The following is a 15,551-nucleotide window of genomic DNA, read 5'->3' on the forward strand; positions in this document are numbered from 1 at the left end:
GCAAGCAAATTGCCCCTGCGCCTCCGAGATCGCCAGGAACTTTTCCGGCCTTTGCGCTATCTTATTCCATGCCCGCACAAATTGCGCCGCCCACAAGGCGCATTGCAATGCAGCCTCGTTTGAGAAAGGCTTGCGCCAGCGGCAGGGAGGATCGGATGACGCGTTACGCGCCGCTCAGCCTTCACGTTCCGGAACCGGAGGTCCGGCCGGGCGGTACGCCCGACTTCTCGAACGTGCCGATCCCCAAGGCCGGCTCGGTGCCTCGGCCCGAGGTCGACGTCGACCCGCGCGAGATCCGCGACCTCGCCTTCTCCATCATCCGCGTGCTGAACCGCGAGGGCGAGGCAGTCGGCCCCTGGGCGGGAACGCTGACCGACGAGGAACTGCTCGAAGGTCTCCGCCACATGATGACGCTGAGGACGTTTGACGCCCGCATGCTCAATGCCCAGCGCCAGGGAAAAACCTCGTTCTACATGCAGCACATGGGCGAGGAGGCGGTGAGTTGCGCCTTCCGCAAGGCGCTCCAGCCCGGCGACATGAATTTTCCGACTTATCGCCAAGCCGGCCTGCTGATCGCGGGTGGCTATCCGATGGTCGACATGATGAACCAGATCTTTTCCAACGAGCGCGACCCGCTGAAGGGGCGCCAACTGCCGGTGCTCTACTCGGCGCGCGACTACGGTTTCTTCTCGATCTCCGGCAACCTCACGACACAATTCGTACAGGCGGTGGGCTGGGCGATGGCGTCCGCCATCCGCAACGACACCAGGATCGCCGTCGGATGGGTCGGCGACGGCTCGACCGCCGAAAGCGATTTCCAAGCCGCGCTGGTCTTCGCCTCCACCTATCGTGCGCCGGTCGTCCTCAACATCGTCAACAACCAGTGGGCGATCTCGACCTTCCAGGGCATTGCCCGCGGCGGCTCCGGCACCTTCGCGGCGCGAGGTCTCGGCTTCGGCATCCCGTCGCTCAGGGTCGACGGCAACGACTATCTCGCCGTGCACTCGGTGGGCAAATGGGCGATTGCCCGGGCGCGGCGCAACCTCGGCCCTACGCTGGTCGAATACGTCACCTACCGCGTCGGCGCCCATTCGACCTCGGATGACCCCTCCGCCTACCGGCCGAAGGAGGAGTCCGCCGCCTGGCCGCTCGGCGACCCCGTGCTGAGGCTGAAGGCGCATCTGATCCGCAAGGGTGCATGGTCGGAGGAGCGGCACCGCCAGGCCGAGGCCGAGATCCTCGACACCGTGATCGCCGCGCAGAAGGAGGCCGAAAGTCACGGCACGCTGCACGCCGGCGGCAAGCCTTCGGTGCGCGACATGTTCGAGGGCGTCTATGCCGAAATGCCGCCGCACCTGCGCCGGCAGCGGCAGGAAGCGGGGGTGTAGGATGAAAATCGCCCACGTTCTCTCCCCCCTCGAGGGGGAGATGTCGCCGAAGGCGACAGAGGGGGTCCGAGCGGCAGCGCTCGACTCCCAAATTGCGTCACGCACGGCCGAGGCGACCCCTCCCGGCCGCTTCGCGGCCACCCTCCCCTCAAGGGGGAGGGCAACGCCGAGCCGGCGAGGAGCCCCCTAATGCCCCGCCGCACCATGATCGAGGCGATCCGCGACGCGATGGACGTCGCGATGGGGCAGGACGAGCGGGTCGTCGTGTTCGGCGAGGACGTCGGCTATTTCGGCGGGGTGTTCCGCTGCACGCAGGGCCTGCAGCAGAAGTATGGAAAAACCCGCTGCTTCGACACGCCGATCAGCGAACTCGGCATCGTCGGCGTGGCCATCGGCATGGCGGCCTACGGGCTGCGGCCCTGCATCGAGGTGCAGTTCGCCGACTACGTCTATCCCGCCTACGACCAGATCGTCTCGGAGGCGGCGCGCATCCGCTATCGCTCCAACGGCGAGTTCACCTGCCCGATCGTCATCCGCATGCCGACGGGCGGCGGCATCTTTGGCGGCCAGACCCACAGCCAGAGCCCCGAGGCGCTGTTCACGCACGTGTCCGGCTTGAAGGTCGTGGTGCCATCGAACCCCGCTGATGCCAAGGGGCTGCTGATCGCCTCGATCGAGGACCCCGATCCGGTGATCTTCTTGGAGCCGAAGCGCCTCTACAACGGTCCCTTCGACGGCCACCACGAGCGGCCGGTCACCTCCTGGGCAAAACACCCGCTGGGCGAGGTTGCGGACGGGCACTATGCCGTCCCGCTCGGCAAGGCGGCGGTGCGGCGCGAAGGCTCGGCGCTCACCGTGCTCGCCTACGGGACGATGGTCTATGTGGCGGAGGCGGCGGCCGAGGAGACCGGCATCGACGCCGAGATTCTTGATTTGCGGACGCTGCTCCCGCTCGACCTCGACGCCATCAAGGAGTCCGTCTCGAAGACGGGCCGCTGCGTCGTCGTGCACGAGGCGACGCTGACTTCAGGCTTCGGCGCCGAGCTTGCCGCGCTGGTGCAGCGCCACTGCTTCTATCATTTGGAAGCTCCGGTCATCCGGGTCACCGGCTGGGACACGCCGTATCCGCACGCGCAGGAGTGGGACTATTTTCCAGGCCCGGCGAGAGTTGGCCGCGCCTTGGTTGAGACGATGGAGGCGTGAGATGCGGAAAACTTGCCTCGACACCAGCTTCACTTCTCCCCCTCACCCGGGTGAGGGCGCCATTCACAGTCACGGCGGAAGGAGAAGCCGCCATGCCTGAGCACGTGATCAAGCTGCCGGACGTCGGAGAGGGCGTGGCGGAGGCCGAGCTCGTCGAGTGGCATGTGAAGGTCGGAGACCTCGTGCGCGAGGACAGCGTGCTCGCGGCCGTGATGACCGACAAGGCGACCGTGGAGATTCCTTCGCCAGTCGACGGCGAGGTGATCTGGCTTGGGGCCGAGATCGGCCAATCGGTGCCGGTCGGCTCGCCAATCGTCCGCCTCAAGGTTGGAGCCGCCGGGTCTACCGGTCGCGATGCGCCCATGGACGATGGCGAGGACAAGGCGCCGCTCGCGGACGGAATGTCGGAGGAGGGTGAGCATATTCCGCCTCCGCCAGAGGCGACGGAACTGGCGGTCAAAGTAAGCGGGCACGCGAGCGGTGCGGCCGCAGCGGCTGCTGCGCTGAGATCGGATACTGTTACTACGACGGAGATCCGCGGCGGTATCGGCGCTGGCGCTGGCCCGAGTGCCGGTGCCGGCACCAGCGCGCGCCTCAGCGCTCATACGAGCGCAGGGATCCGAGCTGCCGCGATCTCTGCGCGACCAGAGGGCGCACGTCCGACGGCCCGGATCGCCGATGGAAAACCCCTGGCTTCGCCAGCGGTGCGGCTACGCGCAAAAGAGGGCGGCATCGACCTGCGCCAGGTGCCGGGGACCGGGCCGGCCGGACGCATCACCCATGAGGATCTCGATGTGTTTCTCAGGCGAGGTCCCGCACCTACTGCCCGGCCACATCTTGCCGCCGACACGTCGGTCGAGGAGATCAAGATCGTCGGCCTGCGCCGCAGGATCGCCGAGAAGATGGCGCTGGCGTGGTCGCGCATCCCGCACATCACCTATGTCGAGGAGGTCGACGTCACCGCGCTGGAGGAGCTTCGCGAGAAACTGAACAGGGAGGACCGACCCGGCCGTCCAAAACTCACCGTGCTGCCCTTCCTGATGCGGGCGATGGTGAAAGCGATCCGCGAGCAGCCGATCGTGAATTCGCATTTCGACGACGCGTCGGGCGTGATCCACCGCTTCGGCGGCGTGCATATCGGTATCGCTACCCAGACGCCCTCGGGGCTGATGGTGCCGGTCGTGCGCCATGCTGAAGCCCGCGATCTGTTCGATTGTGCGTCCGAACTGACGCGACTGTCGGAAGCAGCGAAGGCCGGCACGGCGACACGCGAGGAACTCTCCGGCTCTACCATCACGATCACCTCGCTGGGGGCGCTCGGCGGGATCGCGACGACGCCGATCATCAATCATCCGGAAGTGGCGATCGTGGGCGTCAACAAGATTGTGGTCCGGCCGATTTGGGACGGCTCGCAATTCGTGCCGCGCAAGATGATGAACCTCTCCTCCTCCTTCGACCACCGCGTCGTCGACGGCTGGAATGCTGCCGTGTTCGTGCAGCGGATCAAGGCGCTGCTGGAGACGCCGGCGCTGATCTTCGTGGAGGATTAGGAGTGACCGTCAGCGCCGGTCGGCGTGGCCGAGATCCCGCTCGGGGTCGATGACGTCGCGCACGAGCTGCTTCAGCTTGGCCGCATCGGGAAAGCCGCCGCCGCGCTTCCTGTCCCAGACCAGGGTTTCGTTGCAGGTGATGGTGAAGATGCCGCCCGTGCCGGGCACGAGCGTCACCGCGCCGAGATCGGTTCCGAAGGTCGAGAGCAGCTCCTGCGCCATCCACGCGGCACGCAGCAGCCAATGACACTGCGTGCAATAGGTGATCGTGACGGCCGGCTTGGCCTGCCGATCGTTCATCCTTAGGCGGCGCTCAGCTTGGCCAGGGTCGCTTCGTCGACCTCGAAGTTGGCATAGACGTTCTGGACGTCGTCGTCGTCCTCGAGATGCGCGACGAGCTTCATGATCGACTGGGCGCGCTCCTCGTCGACCGGGACGTTGGTCTGCGGCTTCCAGATGATCTTTACGCTTTCGGCCTCGCCGAGCGCGGCCTCGAGCGCCTTGGAGACCTCGCCGACATCCTCGAAAGTGCACTGGATAATGTGCCCGTTCTCGTCGGAATGGACATCCTCGGCGCCGGCCTCGATGGCGGCTTCCATCACCTTGTCGGCATCGCCCGCCTCCGGCTTGTAGAAGATCTCGCCCACCCGGTCCCACAGGAAAGACACCGAGCCGGTTTCGCCGAGTGCACCGCCGGCCTTGGTGAAGGCGGCGCGGACGTTGGACGCGGTGCGATTGCGATTGTCGGTCAGGGCCTCGACGATGAGGGCGATGCCGCCCGGGCCATAGCCCTCGTAGCGGACCTCGTCATAGTTCTCCGTGTCGCCGCCGATCGCCTTGTTGATCGCCCGCTGGATGTTGTCCTTGGGCATGGACTCCGCCTTGGCGTTCTGGATGGCGAGCCTGAGGCGGGGATTCATTTCGGGGTCGGGGGCGCCGAGCTTGGCCGCAACGGTGATCTCGCGCGCCAGCTTGGAGAAGATTTTTGAGCGGACCGCATCCTGGCGGCCCTTGCGGTGCATGATGTTCTTGAATTGTGAATGACCGGCCATGACGTCACTGCCTGAAGGAGGTTCGGCGATTTCTGGAGCTGGGGGCTTATAGACAGAAATGCGGTCACACGTCCAGAAGTCGCGGTCTTGCGCACTCCAAGTTCGTCGAAATCCGACTATTGCGATTCGCCGCAGAACGCTCTCAAGTTGCGCCTCGGCGGTTGGAGTTGTCAGCCGACCTTGATGTGAGCGGTCTCCGGAACAGCGGTCAGCGGTCGGCCCTCGGAGAACCACGACACGAGGTTGTCCACACAGAGGTCGGCCATGGCGCGGCGGGTATGGACGGAAGCAGAGCCGACATGCGGCAGCAGCGTCGCGTTTGGCGCATCGAGCAGCGCCTGCGGCACGTGCGGTTCGTTGGCAAAGACGTCGAGGCCGGCAGCCGCGATGATTCCATCGGTTAGCGCCTTCGCGAGCGCATCTTCGTCCACCGTCATGCCGCGCCCGATATTGATGAAGACGCCGTTCGGCCCAAGCGCCGCGAGAATCTCCGCATTGACGGCCTTGGCGGTCTCGGGCGTGCCTGGCGCGACCGAGATCAGCGTGTCGACCGCCTCGGCCAGACCCTTCAGGGTCGAATGATGGGTGTAATCGACGCCCTCGACGGGGCGTCGGTTGTGATAGGCGATCGAGAGGCCGAACGCCTCCAGTCGCTTGGCTATCGCGATCCCGATCCTGCCCATGCCGAAGATGCCGGCGCTCCTGCCGCGCAGCGTCAGCGGGGTGAGGGGGTAATTGCCATCGCTCACCCATTTGCCTTCGCGTAGCCAGTTCTCCGAGCGGCCGAGCTCGCGCACCGTATTGAGAAGTAGCCCGATCGCGGTGTCCGCGACCTCCTCGGTCAGCACGTCCGGCGTGTTGGTGACCATGACGCCCCTGGCCGCGGCGTGCTTGGAGTCCACGGCATCGTAGCCGACGCCGAAATTGGCGATGATCTCGAGATTGGGCAGGGCGTCGATCAGGGTAGCGTCAGCACCGGCCGCACTGGCAATCCCGCGAACCTTCGCGGCGATCTCGGACGTCACCAGGGAGGCCGAGACGCTGTCGATCGGCACCAGCTCGAACTCGTTTCCGATGCGCTCCAGCGCGTGCTGGTTGAGCTTTCCCGGCACTAGCACGACAACCGACTTGGTATTGGAAGGCATTGCGTTCCGCTCTGTTCTGGATTGAAAGGATCAGGCGCGTTCGACCGGCCGCGAGGTCGATTGGCGCACGTGCAATTCGGGCTTTATCAGCTCCTGCGAGGGCTTCAGCGCCGTGCCCGCGAGCTTGTCGAGAAGGGCGCGCGCCGCGCGTCGTCCGACCTCGCGCTGCCCATTCCACACCGTCGTCAGGGCCGGCGTGGCGATTGCGGCCTCCTCGAGATCGTCATAGCCGGTCACCGAAATATCGACGCCCGGCGTCAGCCCCGCGCGCGCAATGCCGTTCATCAGGCCGATGGCGACCAGATCGTTCCAGCACACCGCCGCGGTCGGATGGTCCTTCAGCGCGAGGAACTGGCTGGCAGCCTCGAACCCAGCCTGCTTCGTGCGCGGCCCCGGGATGCGCCAGGAGGGTTTTACCTCCAGCCCGGCCTTCTCCATGGCGTCGACATAGCCCTGATAGCGGTCGCGGCCGGTCGAGGTCTGGTCTGTGCCGCCGATCATCGAGATTCGGGTATGACCGAGCGAAATCAGGTGGTTGGTCGCCAGCGCGGTGCCATAGGCGTCGTCGCCGCGGAACACCGGAACGTTGGCGTTCTCGACGGTGCGCGCGATCAGGACCGCGGGCAACCCGTTCTCCTCCGCCATCCTGATGTCTTCCGGCGGCGTGCCGATCGCGGGCGACATGATCACGCCGTCCGCGCCCAGTTGCAGCAGCGTGTCGATGAAGGTGCGCTGTTTCTCGAGCTGGTCGTAGTGGTTGGAGAGGATGAAGGTCTGCCGGCTGCGGTCGAGCTCGGTCTCGATGGAGCGCAGGATCTCGGCGAAGAAGGGGTTCATGATGTCGTGCACCACAACCCCGACGATGCCCGACCGGGAAGTGCGCAGGCTTGCCGCCCGCCTGTTGTAGATGTAGCCGATGGTGCGGGCATGCTCCTTGATGCGGTCCCGCGTCGAGTCCGCTACGAGCGGACTGTCGCGCAGGGCCAGCGACACCGTCGCGGTCGAGACACCAAGCGCATCGGCAATCGTCGAAAGCTTGATCTTCTGCGCCAGCTTGACCTCCCGAGCTGCCGCGCCGCGAAGGCGCTTAAACATTTTAAAGCGCGCTTAAAACATTTAATCGCGCGGCGTCAATGCCCTTGCACAATCAGTTGGCCGCCCTCTGCCCCTGGCCGCGCAGCCTGTGCTCGCGATGCACGATGTAGAGCCCGCTCGCCACGATGATCGCGGCCCCGCCGAGTGTCCAGCCGTCAGGCAACTGGCCGAACACCAGATAACCGGCTGCGATCATCCACACCATCTGGAGATAGGGATAGGGAGCAAGCGAGATGGTCGAGGCTATGGAATAGGCCTTGATCAGAAACCAGTGGCCGATGCCCCCGCATGCGGCGATGATTACTAGAAGGACGAGGTGGAGAAATCCGGGCGGGGCGGAGGCCGTGAACGGCACGACCGGCAGCAACAGCACCGTCGGTGCAAGCGCCGAGTAGAAGACGAGGCTCTCGGGCGTCTCCTTGGCGGACATACGGCGGGTCAGGATCACGTAGAAGCAGGTCGACAGGGTGGCGCACAGCGCGAACAGGTGGCCGATGCCGAATTCTCCGACACCCGGCCGCGTGATGACGAGCACGCCACAGAAGCCGGCCAGCGCGGCGAGCCAGCGGCGCCACCCTGCCCATTCGCCGAGCAGCGGACCGGCAAGCGCGGTTACCAGGATCGGGACGGCGAAGAATATCGCCGCGGTCTGGGCAAGCTGCAGCGTCATGAGTGCCGCGAAGTTGAAGATTGTCGAGCCGAGCAGCGTCAGGCTGCGCAGCACCTGCATGGGCAGGCTCGCCGCCTTGAAGATGGATGCGTTGCGGAAGCCGCCGAGAAGAACCACCGCTAGCAGCGTGTGTCCGGCGAAGCGGGTCCAGGCGACGAAGGCGGAGGACATCCCGGACAGCACGAGATACTTCGCGCATGTATCCAGCACGGTGAAGAACAGACCGGTCAGGAGAACGAAGAGGATGGCCGGGACCGGGGTCGCGGCTTCATGCCTTGCGGAAATCTGGTTCAACAAAAGGCCGAAAGAGAGCGTGGCGTTAGACAGCTATTGGGCCATCGGCCGGCTGCATGCAATGCGCATTCCGGGAAACCTCAACATCGAGTCGCAAGTGTTGCAGTCCTGACAGCCTTTCCGGTCACCGCTCCTCTTCCAGAAGTTCATCCTCTTCCAGCGGCGGCAGTGGCGTCGCGGAAAGATTGGCCTCGATACGCGACAGGAGCTTTGCCAGCGTCTTCTGCTCCTTCTTGTCCAAACCTTTGAAGGCAAGTTTCTCCGTCTTGCGAAGCGATTTCTCGATGTCGCGGATCGCCTGGCGACCGACTTCGGTGAGATAGATGTTGGCCTGCCGCCCGTCATTGGCGGAAGCGCGCTTCTCCAGAAAACCCTGGCCCTGAAGCCGGTTTATCGTCTTCGTGATGGTCGGCGGCCGCACGCCGATGCGGCTGGCGAGTTGGCCGGGAGTCTGGCCGTCGTCGCGGTCGAGCGCCAGCATGATCTGGTCCTGGCCCGCGTAGAATCCATGGGTGAGCAGCCTGGAAGCCAGTGCAGTGCGCGCAAGGCGTGCCGTCGCATGCAGGCGTCCCATGGCTGCGATTCTGGTCGTCCTGGTCATTTTCCGTCTCCGGAAATGCCCGCTGTCCCTGCCTCGACGCAACGCGCGGGCGCCACGCACGCCGAAGTGCCACCAAGTCCTTTGCCGGCATTCGAATGCGGCATCTCGGCTAATGCCAGAGCATCTTTACATTTGGATGACAGGCAGGACCGAACTGTCGCACCACGCGAGTTCTCGGCAGATCGCTGCCAACTGGTCCAGCCGATAGCCGCGTGCAATCGCGGCGGAGGCGTCCTATATCGGGGCAAACCCCAATCGCCCGAGGCGTCCCATGAGCGAAACGCAGAATCAGATTCCCGTGACCGTGCTGACCGGATATCTCGGCGCGGGCAAGACGACCCTGCTCAACCGCATCCTCTCCGAGAGCCACGGCAAGCGCTACGCCGTGATCGTCAACGAGTTCGGCGAGATCGGCATCGACAACGACCTCATCGTCGAATCCGACGAGGAGATCTACGAGATGAACAATGGCTGCGTCTGCTGCACGGTACGCGGCGACCTGATCCGCACGGTGGAAGGCCTGATGCGCCGGCCCGGCCGCTTCGACGCGATCCTGGTGGAGACGACGGGCCTGGCCGATCCGGCGCCGGTGGCACAGACCTTCTTCATGGACGAGGACGTGCGTTCGAAGACCAGGCTCGATGCGGTGGTGGCGCTGGTCGATGCAAAGCACCTGCCGCTGCGCCTGAAGGACTCGAAGGAGGCCGAGGACCAGATCGCCTTCGCCGACGCCGTCGTCCTCAACAAGAGCGATCTCGTCAGCCCGGAGGAGCTTCGCGAGGTCGAGGCAACCATCCGCGCGATCAACCCCGGCGCACGTATCCACCGCACCACCCGTGCCGGCGTCGATCTCCGCGAAGTGCTCGACCGCGGCGCCTTCGACCTGAAGCGCGCGATCGACAACGATCCGCACTTCCTGGATGCGGACGAGCACGACCATGATCATGTCTGCGGTCCCGACTGTGACCATGATCACCATCATCACGATCATCACGGGCATAATCACGATCACCACGACCACGGTGCGGTGTCGCCGATCCACGACATCACCGTGCGCTCGGTGTCGCTGCGCGGCGGCGAGATGGACCCGAAGCGGTTCTTCCCGTGGATCGAGAAGATCTCGCAGATGGAGGGTCCCAACATCCTGCGCCTCAAGGGCATCATCGCCTTCAAGGAGGACCCGGAGCGCTATGTCCTGCAGGGCGTCCACATGATCATGGAAGGCGACCACCAGCGCGCATGGCGCGAGGGCGAGAAGCGCGAGAGCCGTCTCGTCTTCATCGGCCGCGAGTTGGACGAGGAGCGGCTGCGCAAGACGTTCGAGGCGTGCCAGGCATGATGATGGGTCGCGACATTCCCCTCCCCCTTGAGGGGAGGGTGGCCGCGCAGCGGCCGGGAGGGGTTGTCCCCGCAGTACTAGACTTGATTGGTGCGCCGAGAACGGCCGCACGAACCCCCTCTGGCTGCTTCGCAGCCATCTCCCCCTCAATGGGGGAGAGGGAGCCGCGTTGATGCCCACAGTCGCTCCCCTCGATCTCGACGGCCATTGCGTGGCCACCGCCTTCATCGGCGAGGTGCCGTATTTCGCGCTGGCCGACGGTTCGGTCCACCGCCTCGACCATGGCCATAAGACGAGCCAGGCCAATGACGGCCTGCTCTGCGCCTTCTACGATGCCGGCTCGGACCGCCTGCTCACCGGCGGTGAGGACGGCAAGGTCTTTTCCATCGGTGCGGGTGGCGAGACGGCCGTCGTCGCGGAGGCCGGCCGCAAATGGATCACCAGCGTGGCCGCCGGCCCGCAGGGCGCCTTGGCCTATGCGGCCGGCCGCAGCGCCTGGGTCGTGCTGCCGGGCGGCAAGGTCAAGGAGTTCCAGCACCCGCGCACTGCCGAAGGGTTGGCCTTCGCTCCGAAGGGGCTGCGCCTGGGCGTAGCGCGCTACAACGGGGCGACGCTGCATTTCCCGGCGACCGAGAGCAAGCCGGTCGAGTTGGAGTGGGCCGGCGCGCATACCGGCATCATCTTCTCGCCGGACGGCAATTTCGTCGTCACCACCATGCAGGAAAACGCGCTGCACGGCTGGAAGCTTGCCGACGGCAAGCACATGCGCATGACCGGCTACCCGGCCAAGGTCAAATCGCTGTCCTGGAGCGTCAAGGGCAAGTGGCTCGCGAGTTCCGGCGCACCCGCGGCGATCGTCTGGCCGTTTCAGTCGAAGGACGGGCCGATGGGCAAGGCCCCGCTGGAGCTCGGTACCCGCGGCAATTCGATGGTGACCTGCGTCGCCTGCCATCCGACCGAGGAGATCGTCGCGATCGGCTACAATGACGGCATGGTGCTGGCCGCCCGTCTTGCCGACGCCAAGGAAGTGCTGCTGCGCCGCCCGGGCAAGGGCGCGATCACGGCGATGACATGGGACAGGTCCGACCGCCGGCTGGCCTTTGGCTCCGAGGCGGGAGACTGCGGTGTGATCGACATATCTGCCTGATCATTGTGGCCGATGTCTCGGCTATTCACCCGCTCATCCGGCCCTTCGGGCCACCTCTCTCCCCGCCGGGGAGAGGGTGGCTTGCGAAGATCGCAGCTACGCCTGCGCGTCGTTCGCGGCTTCCAGCAGCAAATCGTGCACATAGTCCGAGAAGGAGCGCCAGCACTCGACCCGGAACGCGTCCGGCGCGGTCCTGAGGAGCACGATCTCGGCCTTGCCGAGGATCGTGCGCGAGCAGCCGCCAACCGGGAAGGCCGCGAGCGACAGGTCCTGCGGGCAGCCGGCATTGATCGTCGCTGCGGCGCCGGCTCCCGAGACCGTGAAGGCGACGTTGCGGTGGGAGATGCCGACAGCCGAGTGCAACTCGCTGACCGAGGCGCAATCCACAAGCGGGTCGCCGGTCTGGTCGATCACAAGCCATTCGTCGGGACCGAGCCAGAGGGCGGTGCGGCCACCGGAAGAGGCGGAGGTCTTCGGCCGTGCGGGCAGGTCCAGTCCGAGTGCCGAGGACAGCGCGGCAACGGACTCGGCGGGAGCGCGAAGCGAGATGCGTTCGGCCGGCGGCAGCACGGCAATCCGCACGCCGTCCGCCTGCCACTCGCGGCCGGCCAGCGCAAACCTGCGGTCGGCGGTCGCCGGCATGTTCTGAGCGGGATTAGCCATTGAGACGATCTCCCTTCGGATCGTAGAACACGGCGCCAGTCACCTCGACCTCGATCACGCCATCGGGCATGGGCACGAACAGGGTTTCGCCCATGCGCGAACGGCCGTCGACGACCAGTCCCATCGCGATCGAGCGGCCGCAATTTTCGGACCAGTAGCTCGAGGTCACGTGGCCGATCATCTTCATCGGGACCGGCTGGTTCGGATCGGCGACGATCTGCGCGCCCTCTTCCAGCACGATCTTGGGATCGCGGGTCGCCAGGCCTACCAACTGCTTGCGGCCAGCGCCCACGAGATCGGGCCGCGCCATGCCGCGGATGCCGACGAAATCGGTTTTCTTCTTGCCGATCGCCCACTCCAGCCCCGCATCGGCCGGGGTCACCGTCCCGTCCGTATCCTGGCCGACGATGATGTAGCCCTTCTCGGCGCGCAGCACGTGCATGGCCTCCGTGCCGTAGGCGCAGGCGCCATGCTTCTGCCCCTCTGCCCACAGCGCCTCCCACACCGCCTGCCCATAGTCGGCCGGCACGTTCACCTCAAAACCGCGATCGCCGGTGAAGGACATGCGGAAGAGCCGGGTCGGCACGCCGCAGATCTTGCCTTCGCGCACCGACATGTGCGGCATCGCCTCGTCGGAGAGGTCGATGCCCTCGACCAGCGGCTCGATGATGTCGCGCGACTTCGGCCCCTGCACGGCGACCACCGCCCACTGCTCCGACACCGAGGTCAGCCAGACCTTCAAGTGCGGGAACTCGGTCTGGAGATAGTCCTCCATATGGTTCATGACGCGCGCCGCGCCGCCCGTCGTCGTCGTGACATGGAAGCGGTCATGCGCCAGGCGACCGACGACACCGTCGTCGTAGATAAAACCGTCCTCGCGCAGCATGATGCCATAGCGGCAACGGCCCGGCTCCAGCTTCTCCCAGGGATTGGTGTAGAGAAGCTCCATGAACTTGGCCGCGTCCGGGCCAACCACCTCGATCTTGCCGAGCGTCGAGGCGTCGAACAGGCCGGCCGCCTGCCTGACGGTGACGCATTCGCGGTTGACCGCGGCGTGCATGTCCTCGCCGGCCATGGGGAAGTACCAGGCGCGTTTCCACTGGCCCACATCCTCGAACACCGCACCATGCGCCTCGGCCCAGCCATGCATCGGCGTTTTGCGGGTCGGATCGAATAGCTTTCCACGCGAATGACCGACGATGGAGCCAAAGGTCACCGGCGTATAGGGCGGGCGGAAGGTGGTCAGGCCGACTTGCGGGATCGGCTTGCCCAGCGTCTCGGCGGCGATCGCCAGCCCGTGCATGTTCGAGGTCTTGCCCTGATCGGTCGCCATGCCGTTCGTCGTGAAGCGCTTGACGTGCTCGATCGAGTGCATGCCTTCGTGGACCGCCTGGCGGATATCCTTGGCGGTGACGTCGTTCTGGAAATCGATAAAGGCCTTCACGGTTTTGCCGGCACCGGCTCCGGGGCCGCTGCCGAGCATGCCGCCAGCCCAAGCTTCCGCGGCATCGACCTTCATGGCCTGAGCCCTGGAGGTGCTGCCGCCGGCTGCCGTGGCAGCCCGCTCGCCGGCCTCGAAGCCCTGGGCAACGGTTTCTTCCAGTCCTTCAGCGCCATTGCAGGCGCCCACGGAGACGCAGTCCTGAGCATAGACGCCCGGAACGAAGATCTGGCGACCCTCGTCGAAGGCCACCTTGCCGCGCGACTGCGAGAACAGATGGACGGAAGGCGTCCAGCCCGAGGACGTCAGCAGCGCGTCGACGGTGATGGTGCGCCGCGAGCCGCCGTTCTTCGGCTCGACGATCATGGACGAGACACGCAGCCGCCCGCCCGTTCCAACCACGGCTCGGCCGGGATTGATCTCGATCCCGAGCGCCCGCGCCTCCTCGACCGCAGGGCCTGACGGAGCGTCACGCAGATCGATGATGGCGGCGATCTCGACGCCGGCCTTCTTGAGGTCGATCGCGGTGTAATAAGCAGAGTCGTTGACGGTGTAGATGCCGACCTGCTTGCCGACGGCCACGCCGTAGTGGTTGAGATAGGTCCGCGCCGCGGAAGCGAGCATGACGCCGGGCCGGTCGTTGTCGGCGAACACCATGTGCCGCTCGATCGCGCCGGTGGCGAGCACGACCCGCTTGGCGCGCACCTGCCACAGCCGCTCGCGCGGGAGATGGCGATCCGGCGCGTCCATGTGGTCGGTGACGCGTTCCACCAGGCCGAGTATGTTCTGAGCGTAGTAGCCGAAGGCAGTGGTGCGCGGCAGCAGCCGGACATTGTCCATCGCCGCGAGCTTTGCGATCGCCGTCTGCGCCCAGTCCCAGCCGGCCTGTCCTTCGATACGGGCTCCCTGCTCATAATGAAGCGCGCCGCCGAACTCAGCCCGCTCGTCGCAGAGGATGACGCGGACGCCGCCCTCAGCGGCGGCGAGCGCGGCAGCGATGCCGGCTGCGCCTCCGCCGATCACCAGCACCTCGCAATGCGCGAACCGGGAGGCGTAGTGATCGGGATCGGGCTGGTCCGGCGCGACGCCAAGGCCGGCGGCCGCGCGGATCCGAGGCTCGTAAAGCTTTGCCCAGGCCGCCTTCGGCCACATGAAGGTCTTGTAGTAGAAGCCGGCCGAGAACATCGCCCCGGCGAGGTCGTTCATCGCGCCGACGTCGAAGGCAAGCGAGGGCCAGCGGTTCTGCGAGTTGGCGGAGAGCCCGTCATAGAGCTCCTGCACCGTCGCACGCACGTTTGGCGTGCGGCGTGCGCTGTCGCGCTCGACCGAGACCAGCGCGTTCGGCTCTTCCGCGCCGGCGGCCAGAATTCCGCGCGGGCGGTGGTACTTGAAGGAACGGCCGGTGAGGTGCACGCCATTTGCGAGCAGCGCCGAGGCGAGCGTGTCGCCGGACACGCCGGAATAATGCGCGCCGTCGAAGGTGAAGCGCAGGCTGCGCGCCGGGGTGAGGCGCCCTGCACCGGGGATGCGGAAGGGCTGCTGGGTCATTGGGCCCGACATCAGATGTTTCCGTTGTTGTCGCCGGAGGAGGCCGCGACCGCTTCGACGGTCACCGGCGGCGGCTCGCGGTTGGCGAATGCGGCAGGACCGGCGTCCATGCCGGCCTCGATCTGCGGCCTCGGCTCACCCGCCTTGTAGGTCATCAGGAACTTGTCCGTGACGGTGTTGCGAACCGCGTTGAAGAAGCGCGCGCAGCCGTGCACGTGCCGCCAGCGTTCGAAGACGATCCCCTTGGGGTTCGAGCGGATGAAGAAGAACTTTTCGAAGTCCTCGTCCGCGATTTCGGCGATATTGGTCGGGCGCGCGATATGCGCCTCGCCGCCATGGCGGAACTCCAACTCCGGGCGCTCTTCCTCGCAATAGGGGCAGCGGATGAGAAGCATGTTCGTCTCTTTGCTGGGAT

The 15,551-nt window shown here is 65.9% G+C and carries 14 protein-coding genes; 5 read left to right on the plus strand and 9 right to left on the minus strand.

The window, feature by feature from the left end; genetic code table 11:
* Positions 1 to 155: 155 nt before the first annotated feature.
* The 3 genes from HUI96_RS14925 to HUI96_RS14935 all read left to right on the plus strand — a co-directional run bounded on the left by HUI96_RS14925 (position 156) and on the right by HUI96_RS14935 (position 4,141).
* Entirely contained in the window at positions 156 to 1,388 is a 1,233-nt protein-coding gene (locus HUI96_RS14925) for a 3-methyl-2-oxobutanoate dehydrogenase (2-methylpropanoyl-transferring) subunit alpha (RefSeq protein ID WP_188255455.1), read from the plus strand.
* 189 nt (positions 1,389 to 1,577) lie between these two features.
* A complete protein-coding gene (locus HUI96_RS14930; protein ID WP_188255456.1) occupies positions 1,578 to 2,591 on the plus strand; it encodes an alpha-ketoacid dehydrogenase subunit beta in 1,014 nt (337 codons plus the stop codon).
* A 92-nt stretch (positions 2,592 to 2,683) separates the two neighbouring features.
* Positions 2,684 to 4,141 (plus strand): dihydrolipoamide acetyltransferase family protein, encoded by a 1,458-nt coding sequence (locus HUI96_RS14935; RefSeq protein ID WP_188255457.1) that lies wholly within the window; start codon positions 2,684 to 2,686, stop codon positions 4,139 to 4,141.
* 9 nt (positions 4,142 to 4,150) lie between these two features.
* On the opposite strand, the gene HUI96_RS14940 is transcribed toward HUI96_RS14935, so the two are convergent.
* The 6 genes from HUI96_RS14940 to HUI96_RS14965 form a co-directional block, all read right to left on the minus strand.
* On the minus strand, positions 4,151 to 4,441 hold the full coding sequence (locus tag HUI96_RS14940; RefSeq protein WP_188255458.1) for a SelT/SelW/SelH family protein: 291 nt from the start codon (positions 4,439 to 4,441) through the stop codon (positions 4,151 to 4,153).
* Positions 4,442 to 4,443: 2 nt separating this feature from the next.
* A complete protein-coding gene (locus HUI96_RS14945) occupies positions 4,444 to 5,193 on the minus strand; it encodes a YebC/PmpR family DNA-binding transcriptional regulator (RefSeq protein ID WP_188255459.1) in 750 nt (249 codons plus the stop codon).
* 170 nt (positions 5,194 to 5,363) lie between these two features.
* Complete coding sequence (locus HUI96_RS14950; protein ID WP_188255460.1) at positions 5,364 to 6,338, minus strand: 2-hydroxyacid dehydrogenase; 975 nt, start codon at positions 6,336 to 6,338, stop codon at positions 5,364 to 5,366.
* Positions 6,339 to 6,368: 30 nt separating this feature from the next.
* Positions 6,369 to 7,391, minus strand: a complete 1,023-nt coding sequence (locus HUI96_RS14955; protein WP_188255570.1) for a LacI family DNA-binding transcriptional regulator — start codon at positions 7,389 to 7,391, stop codon at positions 6,369 to 6,371.
* Between the two features lie 94 nt (positions 7,392 to 7,485).
* Positions 7,486 to 8,397: a DMT family transporter gene (locus HUI96_RS14960; protein ID WP_210320178.1), complete on the minus strand. Its 912-nt coding sequence runs from the start codon at positions 8,395 to 8,397 to the stop codon at positions 7,486 to 7,488.
* Between the two features lie 124 nt (positions 8,398 to 8,521).
* Positions 8,522 to 8,998: a MarR family winged helix-turn-helix transcriptional regulator gene (locus HUI96_RS14965; RefSeq protein WP_237684141.1), complete on the minus strand. Its 477-nt coding sequence runs from the start codon at positions 8,996 to 8,998 to the stop codon at positions 8,522 to 8,524.
* Positions 8,999 to 9,269: 271 nt separating this feature from the next.
* On the opposite strand from HUI96_RS14965, the gene HUI96_RS14970 reads away from it, so the two are divergent.
* Together HUI96_RS14970 and HUI96_RS14975 are read left to right on the plus strand one after the other, a co-directional pair.
* The gene (locus HUI96_RS14970) at positions 9,270 to 10,337 is read left to right on the plus strand and encodes a CobW family GTP-binding protein (RefSeq protein WP_188255461.1); all 1,068 of its coding nucleotides are present in this window, start codon (positions 9,270 to 9,272) and stop codon (positions 10,335 to 10,337) included.
* 172 nt (positions 10,338 to 10,509) lie between these two features.
* Complete coding sequence (locus HUI96_RS14975) at positions 10,510 to 11,484, plus strand: WD40 repeat domain-containing protein (RefSeq protein WP_188255462.1); 975 nt, start codon at positions 10,510 to 10,512, stop codon at positions 11,482 to 11,484.
* Positions 11,485 to 11,580: 96 nt separating this feature from the next.
* Here the strand turns inward: HUI96_RS14975 and HUI96_RS14980 are convergent, their stop codons facing one another.
* The 3 genes from HUI96_RS14980 to HUI96_RS14990 are packed head-to-tail and all read right to left on the minus strand — an operon-like array spanning position 11,581 to position 15,531.
* A complete protein-coding gene (locus tag HUI96_RS14980; RefSeq protein ID WP_188255574.1) occupies positions 11,581 to 12,126 on the minus strand; it encodes a sarcosine oxidase subunit gamma in 546 nt (181 codons plus the stop codon).
* Between the two features lie 13 nt (positions 12,127 to 12,139).
* Positions 12,140 to 15,148, minus strand: coding sequence for a sarcosine oxidase subunit alpha (locus tag HUI96_RS14985; RefSeq protein ID WP_237684142.1), 3,009 nt, complete (start codon positions 15,146 to 15,148; stop codon positions 12,140 to 12,142).
* Entirely contained in the window at positions 15,148 to 15,531 is a 384-nt protein-coding gene (locus tag HUI96_RS14990; RefSeq protein ID WP_188255463.1) for a sarcosine oxidase subunit delta, read from the minus strand. The genes HUI96_RS14985 and HUI96_RS14990 overlap by 1 nt, the downstream gene beginning before the upstream one ends.
* Positions 15,532 to 15,551 lie beyond the last annotated feature (20 nt).

This window comes from Pseudaminobacter soli (ex Zhang et al. 2022), from assembly GCF_014595955.1.
In the GTDB taxonomy this organism is placed as follows: domain Bacteria; phylum Pseudomonadota; class Alphaproteobacteria; order Rhizobiales; family Rhizobiaceae; genus Kumtagia; species Kumtagia pseudosoli.

Excerpts from the sequence above, each read along its gene's own strand:
- HUI96_RS14925 (WP_188255455.1), top strand. The coding sequence starts at position 156 with ATGACGCGTTACGCGCCGCTCAGCCTTCACGTTCCGGAACCGGAGGTC.
- HUI96_RS14930 (WP_188255456.1), top strand. The coding sequence starts at position 1,578 with ATGCCCCGCCGCACCATGATCGAGGCGATCCGCGACGCGATGGACGTC.
- HUI96_RS14935 (WP_188255457.1), top strand. The coding sequence starts at position 2,684 with ATGCCTGAGCACGTGATCAAGCTGCCGGACGTCGGAGAGGGCGTGGCG.
- HUI96_RS14940 (WP_188255458.1), bottom strand. The coding sequence starts at position 4,441 with ATGAACGATCGGCAGGCCAAGCCGGCCGTCACGATCACCTATTGCACG.
- HUI96_RS14945 (WP_188255459.1), bottom strand. The coding sequence starts at position 5,193 with ATGGCCGGTCATTCACAATTCAAGAACATCATGCACCGCAAGGGCCGC.
- HUI96_RS14950 (WP_188255460.1), bottom strand. The coding sequence starts at position 6,338 with ATGCCTTCCAATACCAAGTCGGTTGTCGTGCTAGTGCCGGGAAAGCTC.
- HUI96_RS14965 (WP_237684141.1), bottom strand. The coding sequence starts at position 8,998 with ATGACCAGGACGACCAGAATCGCAGCCATGGGACGCCTGCATGCGACG.
- HUI96_RS14970 (WP_188255461.1), top strand. The coding sequence starts at position 9,270 with ATGAGCGAAACGCAGAATCAGATTCCCGTGACCGTGCTGACCGGATAT.
- HUI96_RS14975 (WP_188255462.1), top strand. The coding sequence starts at position 10,510 with ATGCCCACAGTCGCTCCCCTCGATCTCGACGGCCATTGCGTGGCCACC.
- HUI96_RS14980 (WP_188255574.1), bottom strand. The coding sequence starts at position 12,126 with ATGCCGGCGACCGCCGACCGCAGGTTTGCGCTGGCCGGCCGCGAGTGG.
- HUI96_RS14985 (WP_237684142.1), bottom strand. The coding sequence starts at position 15,148 with ATGTCGGGCCCAATGACCCAGCAGCCCTTCCGCATCCCCGGTGCAGGG.
- HUI96_RS14990 (WP_188255463.1), bottom strand. The coding sequence starts at position 15,531 with ATGCTTCTCATCCGCTGCCCCTATTGCGAGGAAGAGCGCCCGGAGTTG.